The organism is Deltaproteobacteria bacterium HGW-Deltaproteobacteria-18 (assembly GCA_002841885.1).
Classification (GTDB): domain Bacteria; phylum Desulfobacterota; class Desulfovibrionia; order Desulfovibrionales; family Desulfomicrobiaceae; genus Desulfomicrobium.
Map to the genome: position 1 here is coordinate 100,328 of PHBE01000008.1, position 24,730 is coordinate 125,057.

Below are 24,730 nucleotides of genomic sequence, written 5' to 3' on the forward strand. Positions count from 1 at the left end.
GTACGATGTTGCATGGCAGCGCAATAAAGTTAGTGGGCAATCCCCATAACTCGAAGCGGCCCCTCATTTTCATGAATCGCTCAGCAGGACAGGAGCATGCATTTTCCGCGAAACGTTCCGCTTTTGACTTATGTGCGTCGCATCCTGGTCGGCAGGCTCGCGCTCGTGGCCGCCGTCATCGCCCTGACCCTGGCCTCCCTGGCCTATCTGGCCGAAGAGCGCATGATGGCGGAAGCGGTGATGGCCGAGGCGCAGGATGATCTGGCGGTGCTGGCCGGGCGTACCCGTGAGATCATTTCCCATGACGGGCTTATACCCTCGGACGCTTTTCGTAAGGCGGTCGGGGAAAAAATCGCTGCCGGTGACAGGAAAAGCAGGCGTGGCAAGGCCGTCTATGCCCGGTATTCCCGGCCAGGAATTTCCGGCAGGGAGGAGTATCTGGACCGAAGCTTCGTGCTGCACGATGCAGTGCAGGCTCACGTCCAAACAGTCGGACGCCCTGAGCCCGGGAACGGCGTCTGGTCGGAAACGGTCTATATCGCGGATATCCTCTGCGTCCATGCCGTCCTGCCAATAGACGAGTCCGGACGGAGTGAAACCGGATACGCTGAAATCGTCTTTGTCCCGGCCCCGGCAGTGCTGGCCGCCATGGAGCGGAAAGCGCTCTACACCGTCGGTGCCGTCGCCTTCGTCGCCCTGGCTACGGCGGCGCTCCTCTATCCGGTCATCCTGCGTCTGACCAACCGTCTCGTCGCCTTTTCCCGCAATCTGCAGGCGGCAAACTTCGAAACGCTGGCCCTGCTCGGCTGTGCCGTCGCCAAGAGGGACAGCGACACCGATGAGCACAACTACCGGGTGACCCTTTACGCCCTGCGCATGGCCGAGGCCATCGGCCTGGACGCGGCCGGAATGCGGGCCCTCGCCAAGGGCGCGTTCCTGCACGATGTCGGCAAGATCGCCATCAGGGACAGCATCCTGCTCAAGCCCGGCAAGCTCACGCATGAAGAATTCGAGACCATGAAGACCCACGTCAGGCACGGCCTCGACGTGGTCGACCGTTCGACCTGGCTGCGCGATGCAAAAGACGTCGTCGGGTGCCACCACGAAAAATTCGACGGAAAAGGGTATCCGGGCGGAATAAGCGGAAAGGACATCCCCCTCGCGGCGCGGATCTTCACCGTGGCCGATGTCTTTGACGCCCTGACCTCACGCAGGCCGTACAAGAATGCGCTGAGCTGCGCACAGGCCCTTGATATCCTGAGGCGCGGACGCGGAAAGCATTTCGATCCCGAGATCGTCGACACCTTCATCGACATGGCCGCGCCCCTACACGAACGATACGCACACAGGTCAGGCCGGGACCTGAGCGCGGAGCTCATTGACGTCGCCTGGAAATTTTTTCATGCCGGAGCCGACACTCTGGTCTCCTGACTGGTCGCCTGAATTATTCCTGATCAACATCGTCGAATCAAATCTGCGCCCTGCCGAATTTCTCTCCAGCTTCGCTCTTCACCTCCACAAGGCTCAGCAGCATGATCTTGCAGTCGGCACAAAGCTGGCGGCTCAAAGAGGCCGTCGCAAAGTGCTGTCGCCTCAATAATGACGGGAAGTTGGAAGATCGGCGTTGTGCCTGTGATCGGGAGTGGAGATTATCCCTTGAAGAAACGGTCTGCCAGGGTCTTCATGTAGAAGATCTCGAATTCGATCATGTCGGAATCCTCCCGGCGCAGCCATTCTGCCAGCCAGGCTACGCGCAGGGCCAGGGTCCAGGCCGGCAGATGTTCTTCGAGCGGGTCGTCCAGCAGGCCGCAGGAACGCAGGGTGTCCAGAAAGGCCGTGATCAAGGGGCCGTTCAGCGCGTTTTCGTCTTCACTGCCAACGCAGCCGAGAATCAGGGCCATGTCGTGCAGGACGCATTTCGGGCCGCAGAATTCCCAGTCAATGGCCGAAAGGATGCGGTCTTTTCCCCAGATCATGTTCAGAGGGTGAGGGTCGCCGTGGCAGAAGGCCACGGGCAGGCTTGCGCATGCTTCAAGCCTGTTCTCGATGAGAGTGAAGACGGGCGCGAGCCGTCCGTAGACTTTGGGATGCAAATGCTGGGCGTCGTCACAGATCCTGAAAACATAACCGCGCAGATCGAAGACCTCTTCTTCAGTGGTGAGATCCCGGCTTGTCTGCCTCAAATCGTGCAGAAAGTTGGCCAGGGCCTTGCCGCGCCATGCGTCCTGCCAGAAACGATCCCTGTTGAGCTCAATCCCCGTCACAAAAGGCGTCAGCTGCCAATGGCGACCGTCTGCACGTTGTAAAAAGTTCCCGTCGAGCCCCGCTAGAGGGGCGGCCGCAGGCAATTCGTTGGCCTTCAGATGGGCGATGCGTTCAGCGATCAGCCTTTTGCGCGTCAGCGTTCGGGAGTCCAGTTCTTCAAGAAAATGACGGGAATCTCCGGCGTCCACCACGACCCGGTACAGGCAGCGCTCGGGGCTGCCCTGGATGGGGATTTGCGGATGAATGCCCGTAAAAGGCAGTCCCCAGCGACTCAGGATGTCGCGCAGAAGTTCGCGGGATGGATGCATGACTGGGTAGGTGAGAAGAGGCCCTTCACCACTTTCGGTTCACGTAGCGGATGACGAAGAAGGCCAGGATGGCGATGACCACGGTCATGGCCGCCAGCAGGCCGAAGATGTCCGTGTTTTTGCCCACGAAGCGCAGCGCGCCCATGGTCAGCACGCCGACGATGCCGCCGATCCAAAGCAGGATGTTATGTTTTTTCATTTCGCCCTCCGGGATTACAAAAGGGCGGAGCACCGATGTGTTCCGCCCTTGAATACCCAGGGTTGCCTAGTGATCGGCCGGCTGGTTGGTCAGGCCGAGGTGGTCGAGGAGGTGGAAGATCATGGACATGGCCATGCCCACCACCGTGCCCAGCGCCATGCCTTTGAGCTGCACCGTGCCGATGTGCAGGGCGGTGCCGCTCAGGCCCACTATGAGCACCACGGCGGTCAGGATCAGGTTGGCGGGCTTGGAGTAGTCAACTTTGGCTTCGACCAGCATGCGGATGCCCGAGGCGGCGATGACGCCAAAGAGCAGGATGCAGATGCCGCCCATGACCGGAGTGGGGATGGACTGGATAAAGGCCGAGAGCTTGCCGACAAAGGCAAGACAGATGGAGATGATCGCCGCCCCGCCGATGACCCACACCGAGTAAACGCGGGTGATGGCCATGACGCCGATATTCTCGCCGTAAGTTGTCACGGGGACGGAACCCATGAAGCCCGAGAGGGTGGTGGCGATACCGTCGCCCAGCAGCGAGCGGTGCAGGCCGGGATCCTTGACCAGATCGCGGCCGACGATGTTGCCGGTGACGACCAGATGGCCGATGTGCTCGGAGATGACCACCAGTGAAGCCGGAATGATGATCAGGATCATGTTGATGTCGAACTTGGGCAGGTACACGGTCGGGAAGGAGATGACCGGCGCCGTGGAGATGGTCGCGAAATCGACCATGCCCATGCCGATGGCAACCAGATAGCCCACGATGATGCCGACCAGGACCGGGATGACCGCCATGAAGCCGCGAAAGACAATGGACCCGAAGGCGACGACCAGCAGGGTGACCATGGAGACGATGATGGCGTCCATGTTGTAGGCTCCGGAATCATCCGGCATGATGCCGGCCATTCCCGTGGCCACTCCGGCCAGTTCCAGGCCGATGAGGGCAACGATGGGGCCCATGGTGGCAGGGGGAAGCACGATCTTGATCCAGTCGGACCCGAAGCGGCCGATGATCAGCGCCACGGAACAGAAGATGAGACCCGAGGCGATGAAGCCGCCCAGCGCGTAGGAATAATTGCCTCCCCACAGGGCCTGGTCGGCGCCGAGAATGACGAAGACCGGAGACAGAAACGCGAAGCTCGAACCCAGAAACGCAGGCGCCTTGCCCTTGCAGATGAACAGGTAAATGAGCGTTCCGATGCCGTTCATGAGCAGTACGATGGCTGGATCGATCTTGAACAGGGTCGGGACCAGCACCGACGCGCCGAACATGGCGAACAGATGCTGCAAGCTTAAAGGAAATCCTTGAAGTAATGGAACTTTTTCATCAACCTGAATAATTCTTCTGCTCATGCGTTTCTCCCTTGAAAAATGATGTGTAGCAAGGCCAAATGGGCCCGTCCCGCGCACATGCCTTACGGGGCCCGCCATGCAGACCCCAAAACTGCGAGTACATACAAGCAGAGCTGCAAGCGGTCAAGAATGTCCTCGCAGGAAGGATCATCTCAGACGACGCAGGGCGTCAGGATGTGAGTACGAATTCATGGGAGTCGAGAAAGCGCGGGCGCGTTCAGGAAGACTGCCGTCGCGTCCATGACGACGTGGATCTCCTGTCGGCTTGCGATCCGTGAAAACGGTTCAAGCTGAAGCGGGACCTAGAGCAGGTAGTGGAAGTCGAACCTTGATCCGGATTCTTCCGCAAAGGAACGCGGCAAAGTCTCCGTGTCGATACGTTCAAGCCTGAATACGCCTACAACATCAGCCAGGTAGGCAAAGAATTCGGCATGCGTTGCAGAACCGGACTTGTCGGGCGCCGGGAGTGATCGCACCGGCAGGTCCTGCACGATGGCCGACATGATGGATGGGTATCGTCCGAACACGAAGGTAAAAGACCGGATCACTTCGTCGAAAATGACGTCATGTCCTTCGCCCTGGTGAAGCTCGGCCAGCACGAGCAGGATTTTGGCCAATTCGATATACACCAGAATCTGTGCGTCATGGGTGTCGGCGAGCCGGATCGCATGCAGCAGTTCTTCGGTGAAGACCTGGAGGATTGCCTGGGGACCTCTGGATTCGAGCATGATTTTGTAGGACTGGAAGTAGTAGACGGCGTCGCGCCGAACCTGCGCCGCTCGACGGATCTTGCGTGTTTGGCGGACAGCGCCGGTTTGGTGAAGCACGATATCGTGACCGGCTTGAGTGATCTTGCGGCAAAGATGCCAGTCTTCATGGGTTCGCTTCACGTACCCGTCGAGGCCCTGGACCGCATCGTAGACCTTTTTCCGCAGGAGCCATATTTCACCGGATGCGAAGGCTGGACGTGCCGGGACAGGCTGGAACCGGGATCTGGCGTTGAGGGCGCGGGACAGGGTGTCACCCAGATCGGAAGCCAGGGGCTGCGCTCCCACCAGACCGACATTGGGGTGTTCCGTCATGACGGACAGGGCGCTCGGCAGCCAGATCCGGTCGCAGACGATATCGCTGTCGATGGAAAAGATGAAATCCGTGCGCGCATTGCCGATGCCCGTGCGTTTGGCAGCGGCCGGGCCCAGGTTCTCCGGGTGACGCAGGACTTTCACGCCACCGGGGCATCCCGGCAAGGCCGGAGCTTCGAAGGCTTCGTCCGATCCGTCGTCGACGACAATGACAGCCTGGATCAGGTTTCCGTGGAAACGGATCCGTTCAAGCTGTTCCCGCGCAAAGTCGTGGTCGTTGTACGTGTACGTGACGAGGGTCAGCATGTGATTCTCCTGCGGCTCGTGTTCTTCGCTTCGTTGGGCCCGGCTTGCGCTCCGTCAGGTTTTTCGTGGGCAGAGATGTTCGCTGAGCGCAGCCCTGATCACGGACATGGCTGATTGCGGCGGAGAAAGCAGGTCAGCGATCCGGCCGATGACACCGTGCACGGGCAGCCCGGAGAAGTTTTCGATAGCCGCGCTGTTTTCGGACCGGTCCAGTTCAGAAACTGCGTCCAGGGGGTCGGTCAGGATCACGCCCAGACAGCGGACATGACGGGATTTCATGGCCTCAAGGGTCAGCAGGGTGTGGTTGATGGTGCCAAGCCCGGCGCGGCCAACCACCAGCAGGGGGGCGCCGGTCTGCATGGCCAGGTCCAGCATGGTTTTCTGCGCTGTGACCGGCACCAGCAGGCCTCCGGCACCTTCCACCACCGTGACCTCGTGGCGGGCGGCGTGGACGGCTACGAAACGGCACAGGTCGTCGAAATACACGGGATCGCCCGCGAAAAGTGGAGCTTTGGGCAAGGGGCGGCAGGAATGGATGCAGTCCGCAGGCGTCATGCCCCCGGGCAGACCGCCGGGCAGCAGGCCATGCACGAAGGAAGCGTCGGAATCATGCCCGGGTCCGGGACATCCAGTCTGCACGGGCTTCAGGTACACGGCGTCGAGGCCGGTCAGGGCGCGCATGATGAGCAGGCTGACCACGGTCTTGCCCACATCCGTGTCCGTGCCCGTGACGAAGATGATTCTGCCCGAAGTCATGCCGCGCTCTCCTTGTGCAGCGCGATCGAGATGGCGTTGCGCAGTCGTCGAATGTCGTCCACGTTGTGCTCGGCGGTCAGACAGACCCGCAACATGGCCTGCCCCAGGGGCACGGTGGGGTAGCGGGCCGCGAAGACCAGGATTCCCGCCTCCCGCAAGGCCATGGCCAGGCGCTGGCAGCGGCTCTCGTCGCCGACTTCCAGCGCCAGGATGTGCGCCTCCCCGCGAACCTGCAGACCTGCTTCCGGCAGCTCCTTGCGGGCCAGATTTGCAAGCAGGAGCAGGTGCTCGCGCTGGGCGTCTGACTGGCCGACCCGCTCAAGCATGGCCAGAACCATGTCCCCATGCCAGGGCGGCAGGGACGTGGTGTAGATGAAACCTTGCCCGAAGTGGACAAGGTGCTCGCGCACGACCCCGGGGCAGAGGATGAACGCTCCGAACATCCCGAAGGCTTTGCCCAGCGTGCCCACGGCCACATCGGCCACCGTGCGGCCCAGCCCTCTTCCGCCGGGGCCGAGAACACCGAAGGCGTGCGCCTCGTCCACGATGCACAGAAAATCGTTTTCGCTCTTGAAGTCGCCAAGGGCTTGAAAGTCCGGGCTGTCTCCGTCCATGCTGAACAGCGACTCGGTCAGCACGGCCTGGGCCGGGTGCTCCATGAGCAGCTTGCGCAGGTGGCTCATGCGGTTGTGGCGAAAGGTGTGGAATCGCGCCCGGCTGTGTCGCACTCCGGCCACGGTGCTGGTGTGGGCGCGCTTGTCGAGCAGGAGCGTGTCCTTTTCGGAAAACAGGGTGGAGATCAGCGTGAGGTTGGCCAGGAAGCCGCTGCCGAGGATCAGGCAGGATTCGTATCCGAAATGATCGGCCAGGGCCTGTTCGGCGTTCAGGGTGGAACGGGTTGTGCCCGTGACCAGTCGCGAGGCGCCGGAGCCGCTGCCGAAACGTCGGCAGAGATGCGCCAGGGTTTCGGCCATCTCCGTGTTTTGGGCCAGGCCAAGGAAATCGTTGGAGGAAAAATTGAGATGCGCGCGTCCGTCCAGAATGACGCTGGCGCCATGACGCCCGGTCACGGGCAGAAGCTCGCGACCGAGGCCGGCCTGGCGGCGGGCCTCGATTTCGTTTTTCAGGCGCTCTAGGAAATTTTGCTCAGGCATGTGAAACGACTCTGAAAAATGGTGTCCGGGGAGTCGGAGGCGGCATGCATCCCGATGAGAATCCTGCACGCCGGGCCGTCAGTCACTTTCACGGCGTAGCTTGCGCCGGCCTTGGTCTCGGCGGTGAGATCGGCCCGGATGGTCAGGGGCTTTGCGCCAAGGTCCGGAGCATAGAGGAGGTCGGCCACGGAGACAAGATAGGCTTCTATCCTGAAGTCGTGGCGGCGGCGCAGATGCATGCCGCAGGTCTGGGCCATGGCCTCAAGGGCCAGGAACGGCGGCAGGGATTTCGTACGGGTCACGATTTGCCGCGCATCGCAGGACACGATGGACTCAAGCGCCATCGAGGGGTCGAATGCGGAGAAGTCTAGATCCACGGCCGCACCCCCAGACAGGCGTTTTGCCCCCCAAAACCGAAACTTTGCAGCAGTAGCCCCTTGGGGATTCGTCGCAAGGGCTCGCGCAGCAGGGGCAGATCGTCACGGCAAGGGTTTGTGAGCCCGGCGATGGCCGGAAAATGTCCTTTCGCGGCGCAAACAAGGCCCAGCGCAAGTTCCGCGCAGCCGCAGGCCGCCGCCAGATGGCCAATCCTGGACTTGAAGGCCGTGATGCCCATGGCCCCTGCCGCGGTCCGGGCCAAAATATCCCCTTCCACGGCGTCGTTGAGGACCGTGCCCGTGCCATGCGCAAGGACGCAGAGATCTTCGCTTCCAAGCTCCTTGAGGCAACGCATCACGGCCGTTCCGGCCGCCTGTCCCGTGGGGTCGGGGCCGGTCAGGCTCCCTCCGTCCAGCGAGGAAGAGGCGCTGACGATCTCTGCCAGAATCCGGGCTCCACGAACTTTGGCATGGTCCAGACTCTCCAGCGCGAAGATCGCCCCGCCTTCGCCGATGGCAAAACCGGTACGGTCCTGGTCAAAGGGGCGGCAGGCCAATTCGGGACGCTGGAAGCCCGTGGCCAGGACTCCGGCCTCTCTGTAGGCGCGCACGGCCTCCGGAGAGAGACGTGAATCTCCGCCACCGGCCAGGGCCACGTCCGCAAGTCCCGTCGCCACGGCGCGAAAGGCCTGCCCCAGCGCCTGGGTCGAAGCCGCGCAGGCGGTCAGGATGGTCAGGTTTTCGCCGTGCACCCCCAGTATCCCGGCCATGACGGAGGTCACGGTGTTGGGCAGATAGTCCAGGAGCCACAAGGCCCTGTCGTCCCGGGGACGGGCTTGCAGATTTGGGCCGAGGCCAAGAAAAAGGCCGGCATGAGCCAGTTCGTTTGGACCGAGTCCCGCATCGTCCACGGCCCTGACGGCGGCGGCCAGACAGAGTTGCTGGCCACGGGTCAGATAGCGGGCGTTCTTGCAGCGGCTGACATGTGCTTTGAGATCAAAATCGGGAACCGGGCAGACCGCGACCTCCGGGTCCGCCAGGGAGCGAAGAAATGGGCCGTGAGATCTTAGCAGGGCGGAAAACACTTCTTCCCTGTCCGATCCAAGCGGCAGCACGAATCCGCTGCCGGTGACGACCACACGGCGCGAATTTTTCATATCAGCTTCCTGCCGTGGCGGCCGGGAAGGCCAGGGCATAGGCGACCAGATCGCGCACCTGCAGCACCGGCCCGGCGGACAGGTCGTCCAGGATTTCCCGAAAGCGGGGTTCGGGCAGGTAGGGGTATTCCGATTTGAGTGCCGCCAGGGCATCCACATTGTCGCGTTTAGCCTTGTTGAGGACGATGCGCACGTTTTTGAGAAACAGCAGGTCGTCGTCCACGGCGATGCCCAGCTTGTGCTGCATGGCCACGCCGATCTCAAGCAGGTCGATGGATTCGGCTCCCAGAGTACGTATGACGTAGGTCTCCAGGGTGATGTCGGCCGGGTCCAGGTCCAGGATTTCGGCCAGGATCAAACAGATGGTCGGGAAAGGGTTCATGCGTATTTTTGCGCCGTCAGTCCGGCGTCCATGGTGATGGTTGTGCAGGTCAGGGCCATGGCCTGATCGGAAAGAAGGAACAGAAGCGTTCCGGCTGCCTGGTCCACGGTCACGATTTTTTGCGTCAGGTCCTGCCGCCTGTTATCCTTGTCCAGAAAGCGTTCCCCGCGCCCGGCATCGACGAGGCCAAGGCGCAGGCTGACGCTCGATATGCCGCGCGGAGCAAGTTCCAGAGCGAGGCTTTGATAAAGTCCTTCGGCCGATCTTTTTGCCGCGCAGTAAAATCCCTGGCCGGGGGCGGGCATGGCGGCGGCGGTGGAGGAAAGATGCACCAGCCTGCCGAAACCGCGCGCCAGCATGGACCGTGTCACCGCCTTGAGCAGGAACAGGCGGTTGGCTACGCCGGCCTGAAAATATGCGTCCATGTCGGCTTCACCTGCCGCAGCCAGGAGCACTTCGTGGTCTGCATGGGCAAGATCGACCAGATAGTCCACCCCGGTTTCGAGCAGGGGGGAAAGCCCGGCCTGGCTTGCCTTGTCGCTTAGGTCCAGCCATGGGCTCTTGCCGGCCAGTTGCGGGAACTTGCTGTATATGGCGGCTTTTCCACCTTCCGAGGCGTGTGTCGGGATGACGGAGAGGCCCTCTTCAAGCAGCAGGGCGGTCAGAGCCAGGCCGATGGAGCAGCCGCCGCCAAGGACAAGGACGGTGTTGCCGCGAAAGTTGAGCTTCATGTCGTGATCCTGCCTTGGGCGAAAATCGTGTCGTCGCGACGCAGGGTGCACAGATACGCGCCCCCCTCGTCCTCGATTCCCAGCGCGTAGGGTCCGGGGGAGGCGAAGCGTGAAAAGGAGAAGCGGCGGATGCAAAAAGGACCCTGGCGCCCGAGAACATTTGAAATGGCCTGCAGGCAAAGGCCCGTGATGAGCGAACCGGGCACCACGGGATTGCCGGGAAAATGTTCGTTGAAACAGGCGTCGGCCTGATCAAAGCGAATCGACAGCTGCAGGGGATCGCGCGAGACGAGACTCAGATCCATTTGCCCTGCTCCAGCATTTTCAAGTCTGCGTCCAGATCGCGCCCTTTGGTGGTCAGATAGTTGCCGATCATCATGCCGTTGGCTCCGGCCAGAGGCAGCCAGGACTGATAGTCGCCCAGAACACGTTCCCGGCCTCCGGCGATGGTGATGCTTGCCTTCGGAAGCATGAAGCGGAAAAGGGCCACGGATTTCAGGGCATCGTGCACGGACAGGAGCGGGCTGTTCTGAAGGGGCGTGCCCGAGATGGGGGACAGAAAATTGAGCGGCACCGTATCGACGTCCAGCTCGGCCAGAGTGGCCGCCAGTTCGACGCGCTGCGCCCATGATTCGCCAAGGCCGAGGATGCCGCCAGAGCAGATCTTGAGTCCGTGCTCTTTGGCCAGGCGGATGGTGGCGATATCCTCGTCGTAGGAGTGGGTCGTGCAGATGGACGGGAAATGGGAACGGGCCGTTTCCAGATTGTGATGGTAGCGGACCAGTCCGGCCTGCGTCAGGCGGCGCGCATAGTCCCGGTTCAAAAGTCCGAGGGAGGCGCTGAGCTGAAGATCGGTACCGGATTTCAGGATTTCGATGCATTCGACGATGCGTCCGATTTCATCGCAGGAGAGCATCAGCCCGCTGGTGACCAGCGAATAGCAGCTGGCTCCGGCCTTGTGCATGGCCAGCCCGCGATCGACCAGTTCCTTCAGGGGGAGTAGCGGATGGGTGGGGCTGCCCGTATCGTAGTGCCCGCTTTGAGCGCAGAACCTGCAATCCTGGGAACAGGTCCCGGATTTGGCGTTGGTAATGGAGCAGGTAAAGGGACGGTGTCCCATGGCGCGTGTGATGGCGTTTGCCGCGAACAGGAGTTCGGTGGTGTGTCCGCTTTCAAGCTCGGCCAGGAGAAGTCCCTGCTCTTCGGTCAGGGGCGTGCCGTCGAGGATCTGGCCAAAAAGACGTGTAATCAGTGGATGCAGCATGGTTTTCCTGTGAGAGGGGCATTAGTCGTGAGGTCAGGGCGTTGTCAAATTCCACTGTGTTTTTTCAGCGTCAATATGAAGACCCTTTTGACCTCGCAACCTGATTAGGCTACCCAGCAGCAGTCATGAATGCAAAGAAAAATTCCGATCCCACGCCCATGGACCACTCCTCCGTGCAGTGGTTGGCCACTTCCCTGGACAGCCAGCATCCGGCCGATACCGCCGATGAGCTGGAAAATCTGTCTTTGGCAGAGCAGCTTGAATACATTCAGGAAATGGACGTGGAGGACGCTTCGGAGTCCATCACCGAAATGGAGCGTCACGATCGCAATGCGCTCATGACCCAGCTTTCGCCGGATTTCGCCGCCGCCATTCTGGAGGCCATGTCCCCGGATGACGCGGCCGATATTCTCGAAGATCTCGACGTCTCCGTCCGCGCCCGCATTTTCAAGAAGCTGGAACGCGAGGACGCCGAGGAAATCTCGGACCTGCTGCAGTTCGATCCGGATTCCGCCGGCGGCGTCATGAACACCGAGATTCTGGCCCTGGATCACTCCATGAACGCGCAGCAGGCCATCAATCTGATCCGCGACCGGGTAGAGGAAACCGAGATTCCCTACTATGCCTACATCGTTGACGAGTTCAGGCATCTCCGGGGCGTGCTGTCCCTGCGGGATCTTCTCCTGAGCCCGGGCCGGACCCTACTGAAGGAACTGCTGCACGAGCAGAACCTGATTTACGTATCCTTCGACGTGGACAAGGAAGAGGTCGCCCGGCTCATCAGCCGCTACAATTTTCTGGCTCTTCCCGTCGTTGACCACGAACAGCGCCTTCTGGGCATGGTCACAGTCGATGACGTCATCGATATCATCCAGGAGGAAGCCAGCGAGGACATGCAGTCCATGGTCGGCGCGGGTCGGGACGAAACTGTGGATTCGCCCTGGACCTATTCCCTGCGCATGCGTCTGCCCTGGCTGATCCTCAATGTGCTCAACTCCGCCGTGTCCGCCTTCGTCGTGCATCTGTTCGAAGGCACCATCGCACAGATGGCCATCCTGGCCGCGCTCATGCCCATCGTCGCCAATCAGGCCGGAAATACTGGTCAGCAGGCCCTGGCGGTCATGATCAGGCAGTTGGCCATGGAGCGGTTCAACCGCAGGAAAAGCTGGGTGGCGGTGTTGCGTGAAGCCAAGATCGGAACGGCCAACGGGTTCATCGTCGGCTCACTGGTTTTTATCGGCCTTTTCGTCTGGACCCACAATCTCGGCCTGGCCGTGGTCATGGCCCTGGCCTTGGGTCTCGACATGCTCATCGGCGCCGTGGCCGGAGCGTCCATTCCGCTGGTGCTCAAAGAAATCGGACGCGACCCGGCCCAGGCTTCAAGCATCTTCCTGACGACTCTGACGGACAGTATCGGTTTTTTCACCTTTCTGGGACTGGCTGCCACCTTTCTTTTCTAGAAGACGCAATCTGGCTGGCAGATGAAAAGACAAAATATACAGGCCGCTTAAACATTCGATGAGATGCAAGGAAGCGGGAAAAGCCAGTACGCGCAGTCATGCACAGACACAAGCGAGCTGGCTTTTTTCGTTGACTCAGCAGATCTGCGTTTTGGGGCGGCCTGCTAGTCTTCCGGCTCCACGGCATCCATCAGATCAATGGTCAGCCGCAGGAAGTCTGCCTCGGTGATGATCCCGCACAGCTTTTCGTCGCAGATCACGGGCAGGCATCCGTACTTCTCCTCCAGCAATAATTTGGCGGCCTCCTTCAAAGACAGGTCGGCGGTGACGGTGACCACGTCGGTCTGCATGATTTCGCGAATGGGAATTCCGGACTCGATTTCATCCTGGGTCTGGCGGTCGATACCGGCCAACTCGGAGATGGTCGCGGCCAGGATGTCGCGATGCGTCAACAGACCTGCGAATTTTCCCTGATTGTCGACAATGGGGATGTGGCGGATGCGGGCCAGGTCCATCAGATCCTTGGCCGCGCTCAGACTTTCGTTGTGATTGAGGGTGAAAACGTCCTTGGTCATGATATTCTTTACCTGGAACATGGCATTCTCCTTTTTGAGCATTCTTTCCGATTCCAGCAGCGCGGGCAAGAAAAAGGTTGGCGCAGGCGGCGTAAGCCGGTCCACGACGACGTCCGTGTTGACTTGGGTGGTGAAATCTGGTTTGCAACCATCTTTCTGGTAATGATTTCCAATGAATCGAGCAGACCGGGAGAGCTTCACGTTGAAGGGATTTCTTCGCAATCGGGAAAGGATGGTGCGAGAGCAGATCGAGGCCAGGGGGATCACCGACGAACGCGTGCTCTCCGTGATGCGTCAGGTTCCCCGTCATCTTTTCGTCGACGAAGCTCTGCAGATGCAGGCCTACGGAGACCATCCCGTGCCCATCGGACTTGGGCAGACACTTTCCCAGCCATACATAGTCGCCCTGATGACCTCGCTTCTGGTCGTCCGTCCGCGCATGCGCATCCTTGAAATAGGAACCGGCTCCGGATACCAGGCCGCCATACTCGCGGCCATGGGGGCTGATGTATTCACCGTCGAGCGGATCAAGCAGCTCTACATGACAGCCCGCAGCAGGCTTCTGCAGATGAAATACTTCAATGTGCGGGTCAAGCTCGACGACGGAACCCTTGGCTGGCCGGAGCAGGGCCCTTTTGATCGCATCATCGTCACGGCGGGAGGGCCCGAGGTGCCCGCGCCTCTGCTGGAGCAGCTGACGGATCCGGGAATCATGCTCATCCCCGTGGGCGCGACAAGAAGGGACCAGCGGCTGCTCAGGATTTTCAAGAAGGAAGGGCGGATCCATCAGGAAGACCAGGGCCCCGTCGCTTTTGTCGACCTAGTGGGATCGCACGGCTGGTGAGCCTCGGCGTTGCCCAGAGCTTATGCGTTTGACGTGCTGGAATGCTTAACAACAGTTAAAAGACTATTTGGCCCAGCAACCGGCACAACCGGTGGCAACTGGCCCATATACCTGGAGGAAAAATGTCCGAAACCAATTCATCCTGTTCCAGCTGCTCCGGCAAGAACACCCTGGGTACGATCCAGGACAGCCCGGAAACCAAGTTCGAACGTCAGGACAGGGTCATCGCCGGCACCCTGTCCAAGATCAAATACAAGCTTTTTGTCATGAGCGGCAAAGGCGGAGTGGGCAAGAGTTCCGTATCCACCAATCTGGCCGCCGCCCTGGCCCTCAAGGGCTACAAGGTCGGGCTTCTGGATGTCGACATTCACGGGCCCAGCGTCCCGCATCTGCTTGGCCTGACGGGTCTACTGGACATCGATCCGCAAAAGGGCATCCAGCCCAAGCGTTACAGCGACAATCTGGCGGTCGTGTCCATGGAGTCCCTGCTCAAGGATCCGGATCAGGCCGTGCTCTGGAAAGGGCCCATGAAGACCTCGGCCATCCGGCAGTTCGTGTCCGATGTGGACTGGGGCGAGCTTGATTTCCTGGTCATCGACTCTCCTCCAGGCACGGGCGACGAGCCGATGGCCGTGCTCAAGACAGTCCCCGACGCCCTGAGCATCGTGATCACGACGCCTCAAGAAATTTCTTTGGCAGACGTGCGGAAATCGATTAACTTTCTGCAGTACGTAAAGGCGAACATTCTCGGCGTCGTTGAAAACATGAGCGGTCTGATCTGTCCGCATTGCGCGCAGAAGATCGATCTGTTCAAGAAAGGCGGAGGAGAGGAGCTGGCCAGGAAGTACTCGCTCCCGTTTCTCGGCTCGATTCCGCTGGATCCGGTTACCGTGATCGCCGGAGATCTGGGCAAGCCCGTGGTCATGCTCGATGTCGATTGTCCGGCCAAGACGGCCCTGCTCGAGATGGCGGAGCGCGTCATCGCCGCTGCTGAAAACAGTCTGGAGGCGGTGTCGAGCAGTCATGTTTAGGTAAGAAGGTGGTGCGAACGTAATGAAGCGTGTTTTTGTATTTTCTTTTCTTCTCGCCGTGCAGTTTTTTCTTCTGGCTGGGCAGAGCGCCCAAGCCAAAGGAATCTACTATATGGTCAAGGAAGATGGAAGTCTTTGCATAACTGACATTCCAAACTCAAGAAAATACAAACCATACAAGTTTCAAAAAACGATCAACTACATCCGGAATGCAATCGTTGCATTCAAACGTGATCACAGAAGCGTTGAAGAAGTAAATACCATAGTTTCAGGTTTATGCTCCAAATATGGAGTTGACAAAAAACTTGTGATGGCGGTTATCGATGTCGAATCCGGATTCAATGCCGCCGCAGTTTCGACTGCCGGAGCGCAGGGGCTGATGCAGATCATGCCTGAAACCGGACGGGATCTTGACCTTGAAGATCCTTTCGACCCCTCTGAAAATATCGATGCGGGTATCCGCTATCTGAAATATCTTTTGGACACGTTTCCGGACAGGCGTCTTGCGGTTGCTGCATATAACGCTGGGCCTAATGCAGTAAAAAAATATGGAGGAATTCCTCCATACGCCGAAACTCAAAACTATGTAGAAAAAGTTTGGGCGCGACTTCAAAATTATGAATAAAACAAAATGATGAACGTACCAAACGCACTTACGGTTTTTCGAATAATGGCGGTGCCCTTTATTATCGCCTTGCTGTATTTTCCCACGCCGACAACCTGTCTGCTGGCGACGATCTTTTTTCTTGTCGCGATCCTTACGGATCTTGCTGACGGCTTTTGGGCAAGAAAATACAATCAGGTCACCAATTTCGGAAAGTTTCTCGATCCCCTGGCAGACAAGATACTCATCGCATCGGTCCTGATCATGCTGGTCGAGTTGAATTGGGTTCCGGCATGGATCGCGATCATTGTCATCATCCGCGAATTGCTTGTCACAGGACTTCGAGCCATCGCTGCGGACAAGGGGCAGGTTATCGCAGCCGACAAATATGGGAAGATGAAGACGATCATGCAGAGCGTCGCGCTGGTTCCTCTTATTTATCACTACCCGTTTTTTGGTATCGACACTGCGGCATTGGGTTTTTTGTTACTGCTTGTGGCGGTAGTGCTCACTTTGTACTCGGGATGGAATTACCTTTACGGCTTTTATCGGATTTGGGGTGACTGAACTTTGCATTTTGTTTCTCTGAATTTTAGTGTATGCATCATCCGAACTTATTTGAACTTAAAGGGTGCGACACGAATCTGCTTGCCTGTCAACAATTTCCGATTTTGCGGACAGTTCCTTTGGAGGACGGCATAAATGGCTCAAATAGATGCTTTTTTTAAGATGATGCATGAGCTTGGGGCCTCGGATCTTCATCTCTCATCGGGTTCGCAACCGATCATCCGCCTGCATGGAGAAATGCAGCGTATCAAGTACAAATTTCTTGAGCACGAAGAACTCAAGAAAATGCTTTACGAAATAACTCCAGAAAACAAGATCAAGACATTCGAAGAATGCGGAGACGTCGATTTCTCCTACGAAGTCACCCATCTGGCTCGATACCGCGCCAATTTCTTCATGCAAAAACGCGGGATAGGAGCTGTTTTTCGGGAAATCCCGCAAAAGATTCTCACCATCGAGGAACTCGGTCTGCCAAATATCCTCAAGAACCTGGCCATGTTGCCCAAAGGCCTGGTGCTGGTGACCGGGCCGACAGGCAGCGGTAAGTCGACCACTCTGGCAGCCATTGTCGATTATGTGAACAAGATCCGCAAGGATCACATCCTGACCATCGAAGACCCCATCGAATTCGTGCATGAACCTCAGAACTGCCTGATCAACCAGCGCGAAGTCGGCCGGGACACCCTGTCCTTCAGCGCGGCGTTGCGCGGGGCCTTGCGTGAGGATCCGGATATCATTCTGGTCGGCGAAATGCGAGACTTGGAAACCATTCAGCTGGCTCTGGAAGCGGCCGAGACAGGCCATCTGGTTTTCGCGACCCTGCACACCATCTCCGCCTCGAAAACCATTGACCGCATCATCGAGGTCTTTCCTGGCGATTTGCAGGGGCAGATCCGTTCCGGCCTCGCCGACTCCCTGCGGGCCATCATCGCGCAGAATCTTTTCAAGCGCATCGACCAGCCCGGGCGCGTGGCAGGCATTGAGGTCCTCATCGCCACTCCTGCCGTGCGCAACCTGATCCGCGAAAACAAGATCTTTCAGATCAATTCCGTTATCGAGACCGGCCGAAAATTCGGCATGCAGAGCATCGACGATGCCATCATGAAGCTTCTGACCGCCGGTGTCATTGACGCCGAGCAGGCCTACAACAAGGCGGCCACGAAATCGAAGTTCAGGGAATTCCTGACCACACCGCCCCAAGATTTCACCGAGGTGTAGTATGCAAAGAGCGCATCTTGACCATATATTACATCAGGTTCTCGATTTTGCACCTGATACCTCAGACATCCTGTTCACCGTGAACAAGCATGTGCAGGCGGAAGTTCACGGCGAACTCGTCAACGCCAGGATAGAACCAAACCCCGGGCCGCTCCTGCCGGTTCAGGTTGAGGCCGTGGCCATGTGTCTCATGGGCCGCAATATCAGACTTTACGAAGACCAACTGCGGACAGGTTCCTGCGATCTCTCCTACGAACTTCCCGGGCGCTGCCGTTTCAGGGTCAACGTCCTTGGGCAGAAGGGCTCGCTGGCCATAGTGATGCGCAAGCTGACCTCCATCGTGCCCACGATCAAGGACCTCGCCCTGCCGGATGTCTTTTACGAAATGTCCAAGGAGAAGTTCGGTCTGATCCTGGTTACGGGTGCCACCGGCACAGGAAAAACCACCTCTCTTGCCGCCCTCATCGACAACATCAACCAGATGCACCGCAAGCATATCGTCACCCTTGAGGACCCCATCGAATATGTCCACGAGCACAAGCTCGGGACCGTGAACCAGCGCGAACTGGGCCTCGATTTCGACTCTTTCTCATCGGGACTGCGCGCGGCATTGCGCCAGGCCCCAAAAGTTATCCTGGTGGGTGAAATCCGCGATCGCGAGACGATCACCATTGCTCTGGAAGCCGCGGAAACCGGTCATCTCGTGCTCGGCACGCTGCACACCAGTGACACCGGCCAGACGATCAACCGCATCATCGGCATGTTTGAGCTTGCCGAAGAACGATTGATCAGATCACGTCTGGCGGAGAGCCTCAAATATGTCGTTTCGCAAAGATTGATGCCACGTTTGGGTGGAGGGCGCGTGCCTGCGTTTGAAGTCTTGAAGTCGAACTTGCGTATCAAGGAAGTCATTTACAACGGTGAGAGCGAAGACAAATCCTTCTACAACATCGTTGAATCCGGTGATGCCTACGGTATGATCACTTTCGACAAATACATAGCCAATCAGTTTTACGAGAACATCATTTCCGAAGATATCGCCATGCTTTACGGATCGGACAAATCGCGCCTGGCCCAGATGGTCGACAAGATCAAGACCGCCCGTGGAGAGAAGGTTACGGACATTGAAGGTCTCGAACTTGATCATGAATATGATCGCAAGAGCTCCTTTTTTTGAGAGGTTAGAATGGACATCACCTGCACTCATTGCAAATCCAGTTTTGTGATACCGGACGACCGTATTCCTGAAACCAAAAAGTTCAAACTCAATTGTCCCAAATGTCGAGAACCGATCGTTGTGGATCAGGAAAGCGAGAGCGAAAAAATCGTTGCTCCTGAACATTTTCCGCATGATGCAACTGTAGCTTTTTTGTTTGTCAAGAACAGGACACTTTCGGAGAGAATAGGCCTTTTCTTGAAATCAAGAGGCATTTTTATTTCCTCGTCCACACTTATCCACGAAGCATTGGATAAAGTTCGCATCAATTACTACAACATCCTGATTCTTGAAGAGTCGGAAGAGGCCAAAGCGCTTCTTGGTATTGTAAGAAAGTGGAACGGATTGCGCCGCAGGGATGTAAACATCATTCTTGTAGAAACCGATTGCAAGAGTCTGCATGCCAATGAGGCATTTTTCAGAGGCGTCAACGCTGTTGTCGGCGCTAAGGACATTGAAAGAATTGAGAATATTCTTGATCTTGCCATAGGTGAATACAAGAGCTATAGCGAACCATGGACTGTCGCAGCACAAAGATTGCACATTAAAGGATGATCCATGATTCATGGTAAAAATCAAATTTTTCTTTTTCTGTTATGTATCATAAATATCTTTCTCGTTTTTAAGATATTTGATGAAGATAGCGGGATGCCCGTTTACAAGGATTTGAAAATTAAAATCGAGAGTGTGCAAGAGAAAATTAACGATATCGATTTTCGAAATAGACAAATCAGTTCTGAGATTCGTATTCTCAAGAAGAACGACCAATATGTAAACAGGTTGATCAAGCGAGAACTTTTTTACGTAGCTGACAATGAACTGATGTATATCCTGAAATAATATGAACGATACACTACACCTTTTCGACGAACTTCTTGAACATGACTCGGGCTCAAAGATTTTTTTTCCTCTGGCGCGACTGTATCGCAAGCAAGGCCACACACAACGAGCCATCGAAATCGTACAAAGAGGAATAGAGCATCATCCCGACTATCTTGAAGCTCAGCTGTACTTGATCGAGCTCTTGAGCGAAGTCGGCGATACCTCGGCCGCTGAAAACAAGGCGTGCTCCGTTTTCTCCAAACTGCTCTCCTATGAAAAGTTCTGGGTGAGTCTGCGTGCACACTATGCCAAGTCCCAGCGCTCCGACCTGGCCCTGGCTTCTTTTCTGGTGGAGCGAAACGCGCGGGGTGAAGATGTCGATCTTCTCAAGCTCCTTACCTACGGCATTGGCCATTACACTGAACTGATCTCATCCGACTCTCCAAATGTCGAACCGGAGCAGGATCTTGATGCTGAAGAAGTTGCCCAGATCTGCCTCAATTCCGGAATCAAGACGAAAACCATGGCCAAACTCCTGGTAGCTCAGGGTGAATTCGCACAGGCAATAAAAATTTACGACGATCTGCTGGAAGGTGTTATCAACGAGGTGGAGCGAAACGAGTTGAGCGCCCTCCGTGCCAATGCACACAAGGAATTAGGCAGTATGCCCGATCCGGCGGTTGAAAAAAACAACAAGCTCTTTTTCGTGCTCAATACTCTGGCCGATCGCCTGGAGCAAAAAGTCAATCCGCAAGAAATGAATGCCGATTGAATATTCACGGCAAAAATCCCTCTTGATTCTTTTTCGGTGCAACTATAGGTCCTTATAACATTTCATTTCGCGCATGGTTTTCAATTTTACGGCTCTTTCTTATCAATTCCAATCGATCCCGAGAGACTCTATGAAATTTATTATTCCAATCTTTGCTTTGCTTTTGCTTGTGGCATGCAAGCCTGTTCGGGTAACGCAGCAATACTACAATGATTATGTTAATCCAGTAGCAAGTATTGATTATGAAGAAACAATTTCTGCTGATATACCAGCAGAATTTCTAGATGATTACTATACTGTTGACAGTAAGATTGTGCGACTTGCAAATCAGCTCGATCTTTTGGATTCTCGTGCGGATGATGAAATGATTGAAAATCAGAAGTCAATCCAGCCTTGGATAAAAAATATCGCAGTTTTTGATCAGGACCAGCTTTTTGTAACAGGTGATGACACACTTGGTTTTGATCCGGCAATTCGTAAGATATTAACTGATTTTACACCTGACAGAAGCAGAATTTTTGTGTTTGAAAACAATCGACAATTTTTTATTCATGTGCTCTCGACACCAGACGGGCAATACAAAACGACCGTTGTTGAAGTTGAGATGAGTGCTCTCGCTGCTGAAATACCTGATAATCGAACTGTAATCGCCATTGATGACCAGATTTGTGGACCTGCCATTGAGAACCTTTCTGAAGCATGCTTGAACTTGAGAAACGTATCCAAGTATTCAGGAAGCCTGGAAGTCAATGACAAAGAGTGGTATTGGATCAGAAGCATGGGCTCTGACAATCTTGTATATTTACATCTGAATCAAGAGTAATACGCATGCGCCAAGTAACAGTTGTTGAGCATTTGCTCCTGCGTCAAAAAGAAAGACCCATGGCTTCCGGTCGTTTCACCAGGTTGCTGACCGAACTGATCCTTTCCGCGAAAATCATCGATCGCGAAGTCTCCAAGGCAGGGCTTCTGGATGTTCTGGGTGTTACCGGGGAAGTGAACGTCCAAGGTGAGATCGTCCAGAAGCTGGATGACTTTGCCAACCGCGTCATCATTCGCAGAATGGAGAGAGCGGGGGTGCTTTGCGCCATGGTTTCGGAGGAAAACGCGGATTTTATCCCGATTCCCCGCCAATACCCCGTGGGCGACTACATTCTTATCTTTGATCCCCTCGACGGTTCGGCCAACATAGATGCCAATGTCAGCATCGGGACCATCTTCAGCATTTATCGCCGCACGTCTTTCGATCAGCAGGCCGTCAGCATCGGAGATCTGCTGCAGAAAGGTTCGATGCAGGTCGCTGCCGGATATATCATCTATGGGTCCTCCACTATGATGGTTTATACCGCCGGAAGTGGCGTTCACGGGTTCACCCTCGATCCCAGCGTAGGTGAGTTTCTTCTTTCTCATCCGGACATAAAAATACCGGAACGGGGAAAAATCTACTCCGTCAACGAAGGGTATTTTTCCTATTGGGATGAGCCCACCAAAAATATCGTCAATTATTTCAAATCAAACGATAGCGCTACTGGACGTCCGTACAGCTCGCGCTATATAGGTTCTCTGGTTTCCGACTTTCACCGCAATCTGATTTACGGCGGAATTTTCATGTATCCCGCCGATTCGCGCGATCTGCGCAAACCTTCAGGCAAGTTGCGTCTCATGTGTGAGGCAGCCCCCATGGCCATGATCGCCGAGCAGGCCGGCGGACTTGCAACTGACGGAATTCGCCGCATCCTCGACATCGAGCCAGAGGAGCTGCATCAGCGCGTGCCCTTGTTCATTGGATCCAAGGAAGACGTTGAGGTTGCGCTCAAGTTCTATGCAGAAGCTGCCAAAAGCTAGGAATTCCCTTTGTCCCCAGCATCTTTCAACGACGTGTGCAGATGATTTGTCTTGGTATCGAAACCTCCTGTGACGAGACTTCCGTTGCGCTTTGGCAGGACGGACACCTCATCACCGATCTTGTACACACGCAGATACCAATGCATTCGGTTTTTGGCGGAGTCGTGCCGGAGCTGGCGTCGCGTGAGCACCTGCGCCTGCTGGACGGGCTCGTTTCCTCGGTTTTGCAAAGTGTAGATCGATCTGCGGGACAGGGTATCGACCTCGTCGCGGTCACACGCGGTCCTGGACTGCTGGGCGCCCTCTTGGTTGGCATCTCCTACGCCAAGTCTTTGTCCTTGTCGCTCGGTATTCCAATCATCGGGGTTAATCACCTCCATGCGCATCTGCTGGCCTGCGATTTCACCGATGCCATCGAGTACCCTGCGCTTGGAGTCCTCGTTTCAGGGGGGCATACGCATATCTATGAAATGCCCGCTCCCTGCGAATTCAACCTGCTCGGAAAGACTCTCGATGACGCAGCTGGGGAGGCGTTTGACAAGATTGCAAAACTTTTGAATCTTCCCTATCCGGGTGGAAAGTACATAGACATTTTGGCCGGGCACGGCACGGCGGATCCGCGTCTTTTTTCCAAACCTTACCTGCAGAACGACAATTGTGATTTCAGCTTCAGCGGATTAAAAACCGCAGTTGCCCAATATGTGCACAAGCAATCCTTTGCCGCAATCGACTACGCCGCCTTTGACGTGGAGCTCATTCCACAGGAGATTAAGGATCTTTGCGCCACGGTGAACGAAACTATCGTCGAGACCCTGCTCGAAAAAACCCGCCGGGCCGTGGCGCGTTGCCATGAACTCAGAACGTTGTGCCTTGCTGGTGGAGTCGCCGCCAATAGTCATCTTCGGCATAAATTTTCAGCATTTGCCAACACCGGGGGGCTCAAATTTTTAGCTCCTTCGCAAAACTATTGTGGTGATAATGCGGCTATGATAGCGTACGCAGGAGTTCAGTGGGCGAAAAAGGGTCTCATGAGTTCCCTGGATTTTGAGGCCGTCCCACGGGGAAAGATTGTTCCCAATGATTTTATTGTAAACCCTTTCTTCAAGGAGTGAATAATGGCTGCACAAGTGAACGATGCCGGATTTGATGCGGAAGTTTTGAAAGGTGATCTTCCTGTATTGGTGGATTTTTGGGCACCGTGGTGCGGACCGTGCAGGGCCATTGCTCCCGTGATTGAAGAATTGACCCAGGAATTCGAGGGTAAGGTCAAGATACTCAAGATGAATGTCGACGAAAACCCCGGCACTCCGAGCAAATACGGAATTCGTGCCATTCCGACCTTGATCCTTTTCAAGAACGGAGAAGTCGTGGAGCAGGTCACCGGCGCAGTCTCCAAGGCCAGCCTGAAGCAGATGCTCAGTGACAAGGCTCTCTAATTGTTGTTGATCCTTGAGATTGTCTGACGAGGGTGGCTGCGACAGCGTAGTGGTCACCCTTACTTTTTTGTATTGAGTTGAGCGCGTTTTGCCGATCAAAAGCAAGATGCCTTTCAAACTCGCCCCATCACTTCCATTTACCGTGAGCCAGGTAATTGTAATGCGCAACTATTTGATTCTTTTTTCTTTTGTCCTCCTTTTAAATGGGTGCGGAGCCATAGACTATTATTTTTTGACTCCACCCGAGGACACCGCCCAGGAACTTTATGAAAATGCTCGTGCTTTCATGCAAGACAAGGAATACACTGAAGCCATTGATTCCTTGACCAAACTCAATGACAGATATCCGTTCAGCCCTTATGCCACGGAAGCCAGACTCATGCTTGGCGATGCGTATACTCTTGATGCGCAGTATCTGGATGCCGTCGATGCGTATGAAGAATTCCTGAACATGCATCCTCGTCACGAATCAATTGATTACGTTCTTTTTCAGATCGGTGTGAACAAATACAATTCACATCGGTCCATCGACTTGCCGCATACGCAACTTGCTGAAGCTGTCGAATCTTTCAGGAGGCTCGTGAGCGGATACCCCGAGAGCGTTTATCGTGAACAGGCTCTTGAATACATCGTCAAATGCAGAACGCTGATGGCTGAACATGAAATGTTTGTTGCAGATTTTTATTTCAAATCAGGCTCATACAACGCGGCATGGACGCGCTATGTGTATATTGTAGACAATTTCCCTGAACTGGATGAAATCGTGCAGATGGCCAAATCAAAGGCCAAAGTGGCGTATTACTATGCGCAAGAACAAGACAACGACACCAAGCGTCATCCGAGCAAGCTCAAACAATATTTCGATTGGCTTTGATTCGGGTACAATCTTTGTTTTGAATTAATTCGGGGCGTCTTTGACGCCCCTTTTTTTTGTCCCCATTTCAGACAGTCAGGCATTTATTCCTGCCCGAACCATTTATCGATGAGTCAACGTAAAAAAGCCGCC

General features: G+C 56.0%; 28 protein-coding genes. 16 read left to right on the forward strand and 12 right to left on the reverse strand.

The window, feature by feature from the left end; translation table 11 throughout:
- The first annotated feature begins 96 nt into the window (after positions 1-96).
- Positions 97-1,431 carry an HD-GYP domain-containing protein gene (locus tag CVU60_09015; protein ID PKN41888.1) on the forward strand — a complete coding sequence of 445 codons (1,335 nt, stop codon included), beginning with the start codon at positions 97-99 and terminating at the stop codon, positions 1,429-1,431.
- Between the two features lie 218 nt (positions 1,432-1,649).
- On the opposite strand, the gene CVU60_09020 is transcribed toward CVU60_09015, so the two are convergent.
- The 11 genes from CVU60_09020 to bioB all read right to left on the reverse strand — a co-directional run bounded on the left by CVU60_09020 (position 1,650) and on the right by bioB (position 11,334).
- Positions 1,650-2,573: an aminoglycoside phosphotransferase gene (locus CVU60_09020; protein PKN41889.1), complete on the reverse strand. Its 924-nt coding sequence runs from the start codon at positions 2,571-2,573 to the stop codon at positions 1,650-1,652.
- A gap of 265 nt (positions 2,574-2,838) precedes the next feature.
- The gene (locus tag CVU60_09025) at positions 2,839-4,125 is read right to left on the reverse strand and encodes a uracil permease (protein ID PKN41890.1); all 1,287 of its coding nucleotides are present in this window, start codon (positions 4,123-4,125) and stop codon (positions 2,839-2,841) included.
- 302 nt (positions 4,126-4,427) lie between these two features.
- The gene (locus tag CVU60_09030) at positions 4,428-5,513 is read right to left on the reverse strand and encodes a hypothetical protein (GenBank protein PKN41891.1); all 1,086 of its coding nucleotides are present in this window, start codon (positions 5,511-5,513) and stop codon (positions 4,428-4,430) included.
- A gap of 54 nt (positions 5,514-5,567) precedes the next feature.
- On the reverse strand, positions 5,568-6,269 hold the full coding sequence (gene bioD, locus CVU60_09035) for a dethiobiotin synthase (protein PKN41892.1): 702 nt from the start codon (positions 6,267-6,269) through the stop codon (positions 5,568-5,570).
- Positions 6,266-7,423, reverse strand: coding sequence for an 8-amino-7-oxononanoate synthase (locus CVU60_09040; GenBank protein ID PKN41893.1), 1,158 nt, complete (start codon positions 7,421-7,423; stop codon positions 6,266-6,268). The genes bioD and CVU60_09040 overlap by 4 nt, the downstream gene beginning before the upstream one ends.
- Positions 7,402-7,767 carry a hypothetical protein gene (locus CVU60_09045; protein ID PKN41894.1) on the reverse strand — a complete coding sequence of 122 codons (366 nt, stop codon included), beginning with the start codon at positions 7,765-7,767 and terminating at the stop codon, positions 7,402-7,404. Before CVU60_09045 ends, CVU60_09040 begins: the two co-directional genes overlap by 22 nt.
- A gap of 23 nt (positions 7,768-7,790) precedes the next feature.
- Complete coding sequence (locus tag CVU60_09050) at positions 7,791-8,957, reverse strand: beta-ketoacyl-[acyl-carrier-protein] synthase family protein (GenBank protein PKN41895.1); 1,167 nt, start codon at positions 8,955-8,957, stop codon at positions 7,791-7,793.
- A 1-nt stretch (position 8,958) separates the two neighbouring features.
- Positions 8,959-9,339 carry an acyl carrier protein gene (locus CVU60_09055; protein ID PKN41896.1) on the reverse strand — a complete coding sequence of 127 codons (381 nt, stop codon included), beginning with the start codon at positions 9,337-9,339 and terminating at the stop codon, positions 8,959-8,961.
- Positions 9,336-10,070 carry a short-chain dehydrogenase gene (locus CVU60_09060; protein ID PKN41897.1) on the reverse strand — a complete coding sequence of 245 codons (735 nt, stop codon included), beginning with the start codon at positions 10,068-10,070 and terminating at the stop codon, positions 9,336-9,338. Before CVU60_09060 ends, CVU60_09055 begins: the two co-directional genes overlap by 4 nt.
- Positions 10,067-10,375 (reverse strand): hypothetical protein, encoded by a 309-nt coding sequence (locus tag CVU60_09065; protein ID PKN41898.1) that lies wholly within the window; start codon positions 10,373-10,375, stop codon positions 10,067-10,069. The genes CVU60_09060 and CVU60_09065 overlap by 4 nt, the downstream gene beginning before the upstream one ends.
- Positions 10,366-11,334, reverse strand: coding sequence for a biotin synthase BioB (bioB, locus tag CVU60_09070; protein PKN41899.1), 969 nt, complete (start codon positions 11,332-11,334; stop codon positions 10,366-10,368). The genes CVU60_09065 and bioB overlap by 10 nt, the downstream gene beginning before the upstream one ends.
- Positions 11,335-11,459: 125 nt before the next feature.
- On the opposite strand from bioB, the gene mgtE reads away from it, so the two are divergent.
- Positions 11,460-12,794 carry a magnesium transporter gene (mgtE, locus tag CVU60_09075; protein PKN41900.1) on the forward strand — a complete coding sequence of 445 codons (1,335 nt, stop codon included), beginning with the start codon at positions 11,460-11,462 and terminating at the stop codon, positions 12,792-12,794.
- Between the two features lie 164 nt (positions 12,795-12,958).
- Here mgtE and CVU60_09080 read toward each other — a convergent pair whose 3' ends face one another.
- A complete protein-coding gene (locus tag CVU60_09080; GenBank protein PKN41931.1) occupies positions 12,959-13,390 on the reverse strand; it encodes a hypothetical protein in 432 nt (143 codons plus the stop codon).
- Between the two features lie 151 nt (positions 13,391-13,541).
- On the opposite strand from CVU60_09080, the gene CVU60_09085 reads away from it, so the two are divergent.
- The 14 genes from CVU60_09085 (at position 13,542) to CVU60_09150 (ending at position 24,598) form a co-directional block, all read left to right on the forward strand.
- On the forward strand, positions 13,542-14,213 hold the full coding sequence (locus CVU60_09085; protein PKN41901.1) for a protein-L-isoaspartate O-methyltransferase: 672 nt from the start codon (positions 13,542-13,544) through the stop codon (positions 14,211-14,213).
- Positions 14,214-14,335: 122 nt separating this feature from the next.
- The gene (locus tag CVU60_09090; protein PKN41902.1) at positions 14,336-15,244 is read left to right on the forward strand and encodes an ATP-binding protein; all 909 of its coding nucleotides are present in this window, start codon (positions 14,336-14,338) and stop codon (positions 15,242-15,244) included.
- Between the two features lie 112 nt (positions 15,245-15,356).
- Positions 15,357-15,869, forward strand: coding sequence for a lytic murein transglycosylase (locus CVU60_09095; protein ID PKN41932.1), 513 nt, complete (start codon positions 15,357-15,359; stop codon positions 15,867-15,869).
- A 6-nt stretch (positions 15,870-15,875) separates the two neighbouring features.
- Entirely contained in the window at positions 15,876-16,415 is a 540-nt protein-coding gene (gene pgsA, locus CVU60_09100; protein ID PKN41903.1) for a CDP-diacylglycerol--glycerol-3-phosphate 3-phosphatidyltransferase, read from the forward strand.
- A 135-nt stretch (positions 16,416-16,550) separates the two neighbouring features.
- On the forward strand, positions 16,551-17,633 hold the full coding sequence (locus CVU60_09105; GenBank protein PKN41904.1) for a type IV pili twitching motility protein PilT: 1,083 nt from the start codon (positions 16,551-16,553) through the stop codon (positions 17,631-17,633).
- Position 17,634: 1 nt separating this feature from the next.
- A complete protein-coding gene (locus tag CVU60_09110; protein ID PKN41905.1) occupies positions 17,635-18,810 on the forward strand; it encodes a twitching motility protein in 1,176 nt (391 codons plus the stop codon).
- A gap of 9 nt (positions 18,811-18,819) precedes the next feature.
- Positions 18,820-19,404, forward strand: coding sequence for a hypothetical protein (locus CVU60_09115; GenBank protein ID PKN41906.1), 585 nt, complete (start codon positions 18,820-18,822; stop codon positions 19,402-19,404).
- A 3-nt stretch (positions 19,405-19,407) separates the two neighbouring features.
- Positions 19,408-19,689 carry a hypothetical protein gene (locus tag CVU60_09120; GenBank protein ID PKN41907.1) on the forward strand — a complete coding sequence of 94 codons (282 nt, stop codon included), beginning with the start codon at positions 19,408-19,410 and terminating at the stop codon, positions 19,687-19,689.
- A 1-nt stretch (position 19,690) separates the two neighbouring features.
- Positions 19,691-20,443: a hypothetical protein gene (locus CVU60_09125; GenBank protein ID PKN41908.1), complete on the forward strand. Its 753-nt coding sequence runs from the start codon at positions 19,691-19,693 to the stop codon at positions 20,441-20,443.
- 130 nt (positions 20,444-20,573) lie between these two features.
- On the forward strand, positions 20,574-21,266 hold the full coding sequence (locus CVU60_09130) for a hypothetical protein (protein ID PKN41909.1): 693 nt from the start codon (positions 20,574-20,576) through the stop codon (positions 21,264-21,266).
- A gap of 5 nt (positions 21,267-21,271) precedes the next feature.
- A complete protein-coding gene (locus CVU60_09135; GenBank protein PKN41910.1) occupies positions 21,272-22,288 on the forward strand; it encodes a class 1 fructose-bisphosphatase in 1,017 nt (338 codons plus the stop codon).
- Between the two features lie 41 nt (positions 22,289-22,329).
- A complete protein-coding gene (locus tag CVU60_09140; GenBank protein PKN41933.1) occupies positions 22,330-23,400 on the forward strand; it encodes a tRNA (adenosine(37)-N6)-threonylcarbamoyltransferase complex transferase subunit TsaD in 1,071 nt (356 codons plus the stop codon).
- Positions 23,401-23,403: 3 nt separating this feature from the next.
- A complete protein-coding gene (gene trxA, locus CVU60_09145; protein PKN41911.1) occupies positions 23,404-23,724 on the forward strand; it encodes a thioredoxin in 321 nt (106 codons plus the stop codon).
- A 160-nt stretch (positions 23,725-23,884) separates the two neighbouring features.
- The gene (locus tag CVU60_09150) at positions 23,885-24,598 is read left to right on the forward strand and encodes an outer membrane protein assembly factor BamD (protein ID PKN41912.1); all 714 of its coding nucleotides are present in this window, start codon (positions 23,885-23,887) and stop codon (positions 24,596-24,598) included.
- Positions 24,599-24,730: the final 132 nt, after the last annotated feature.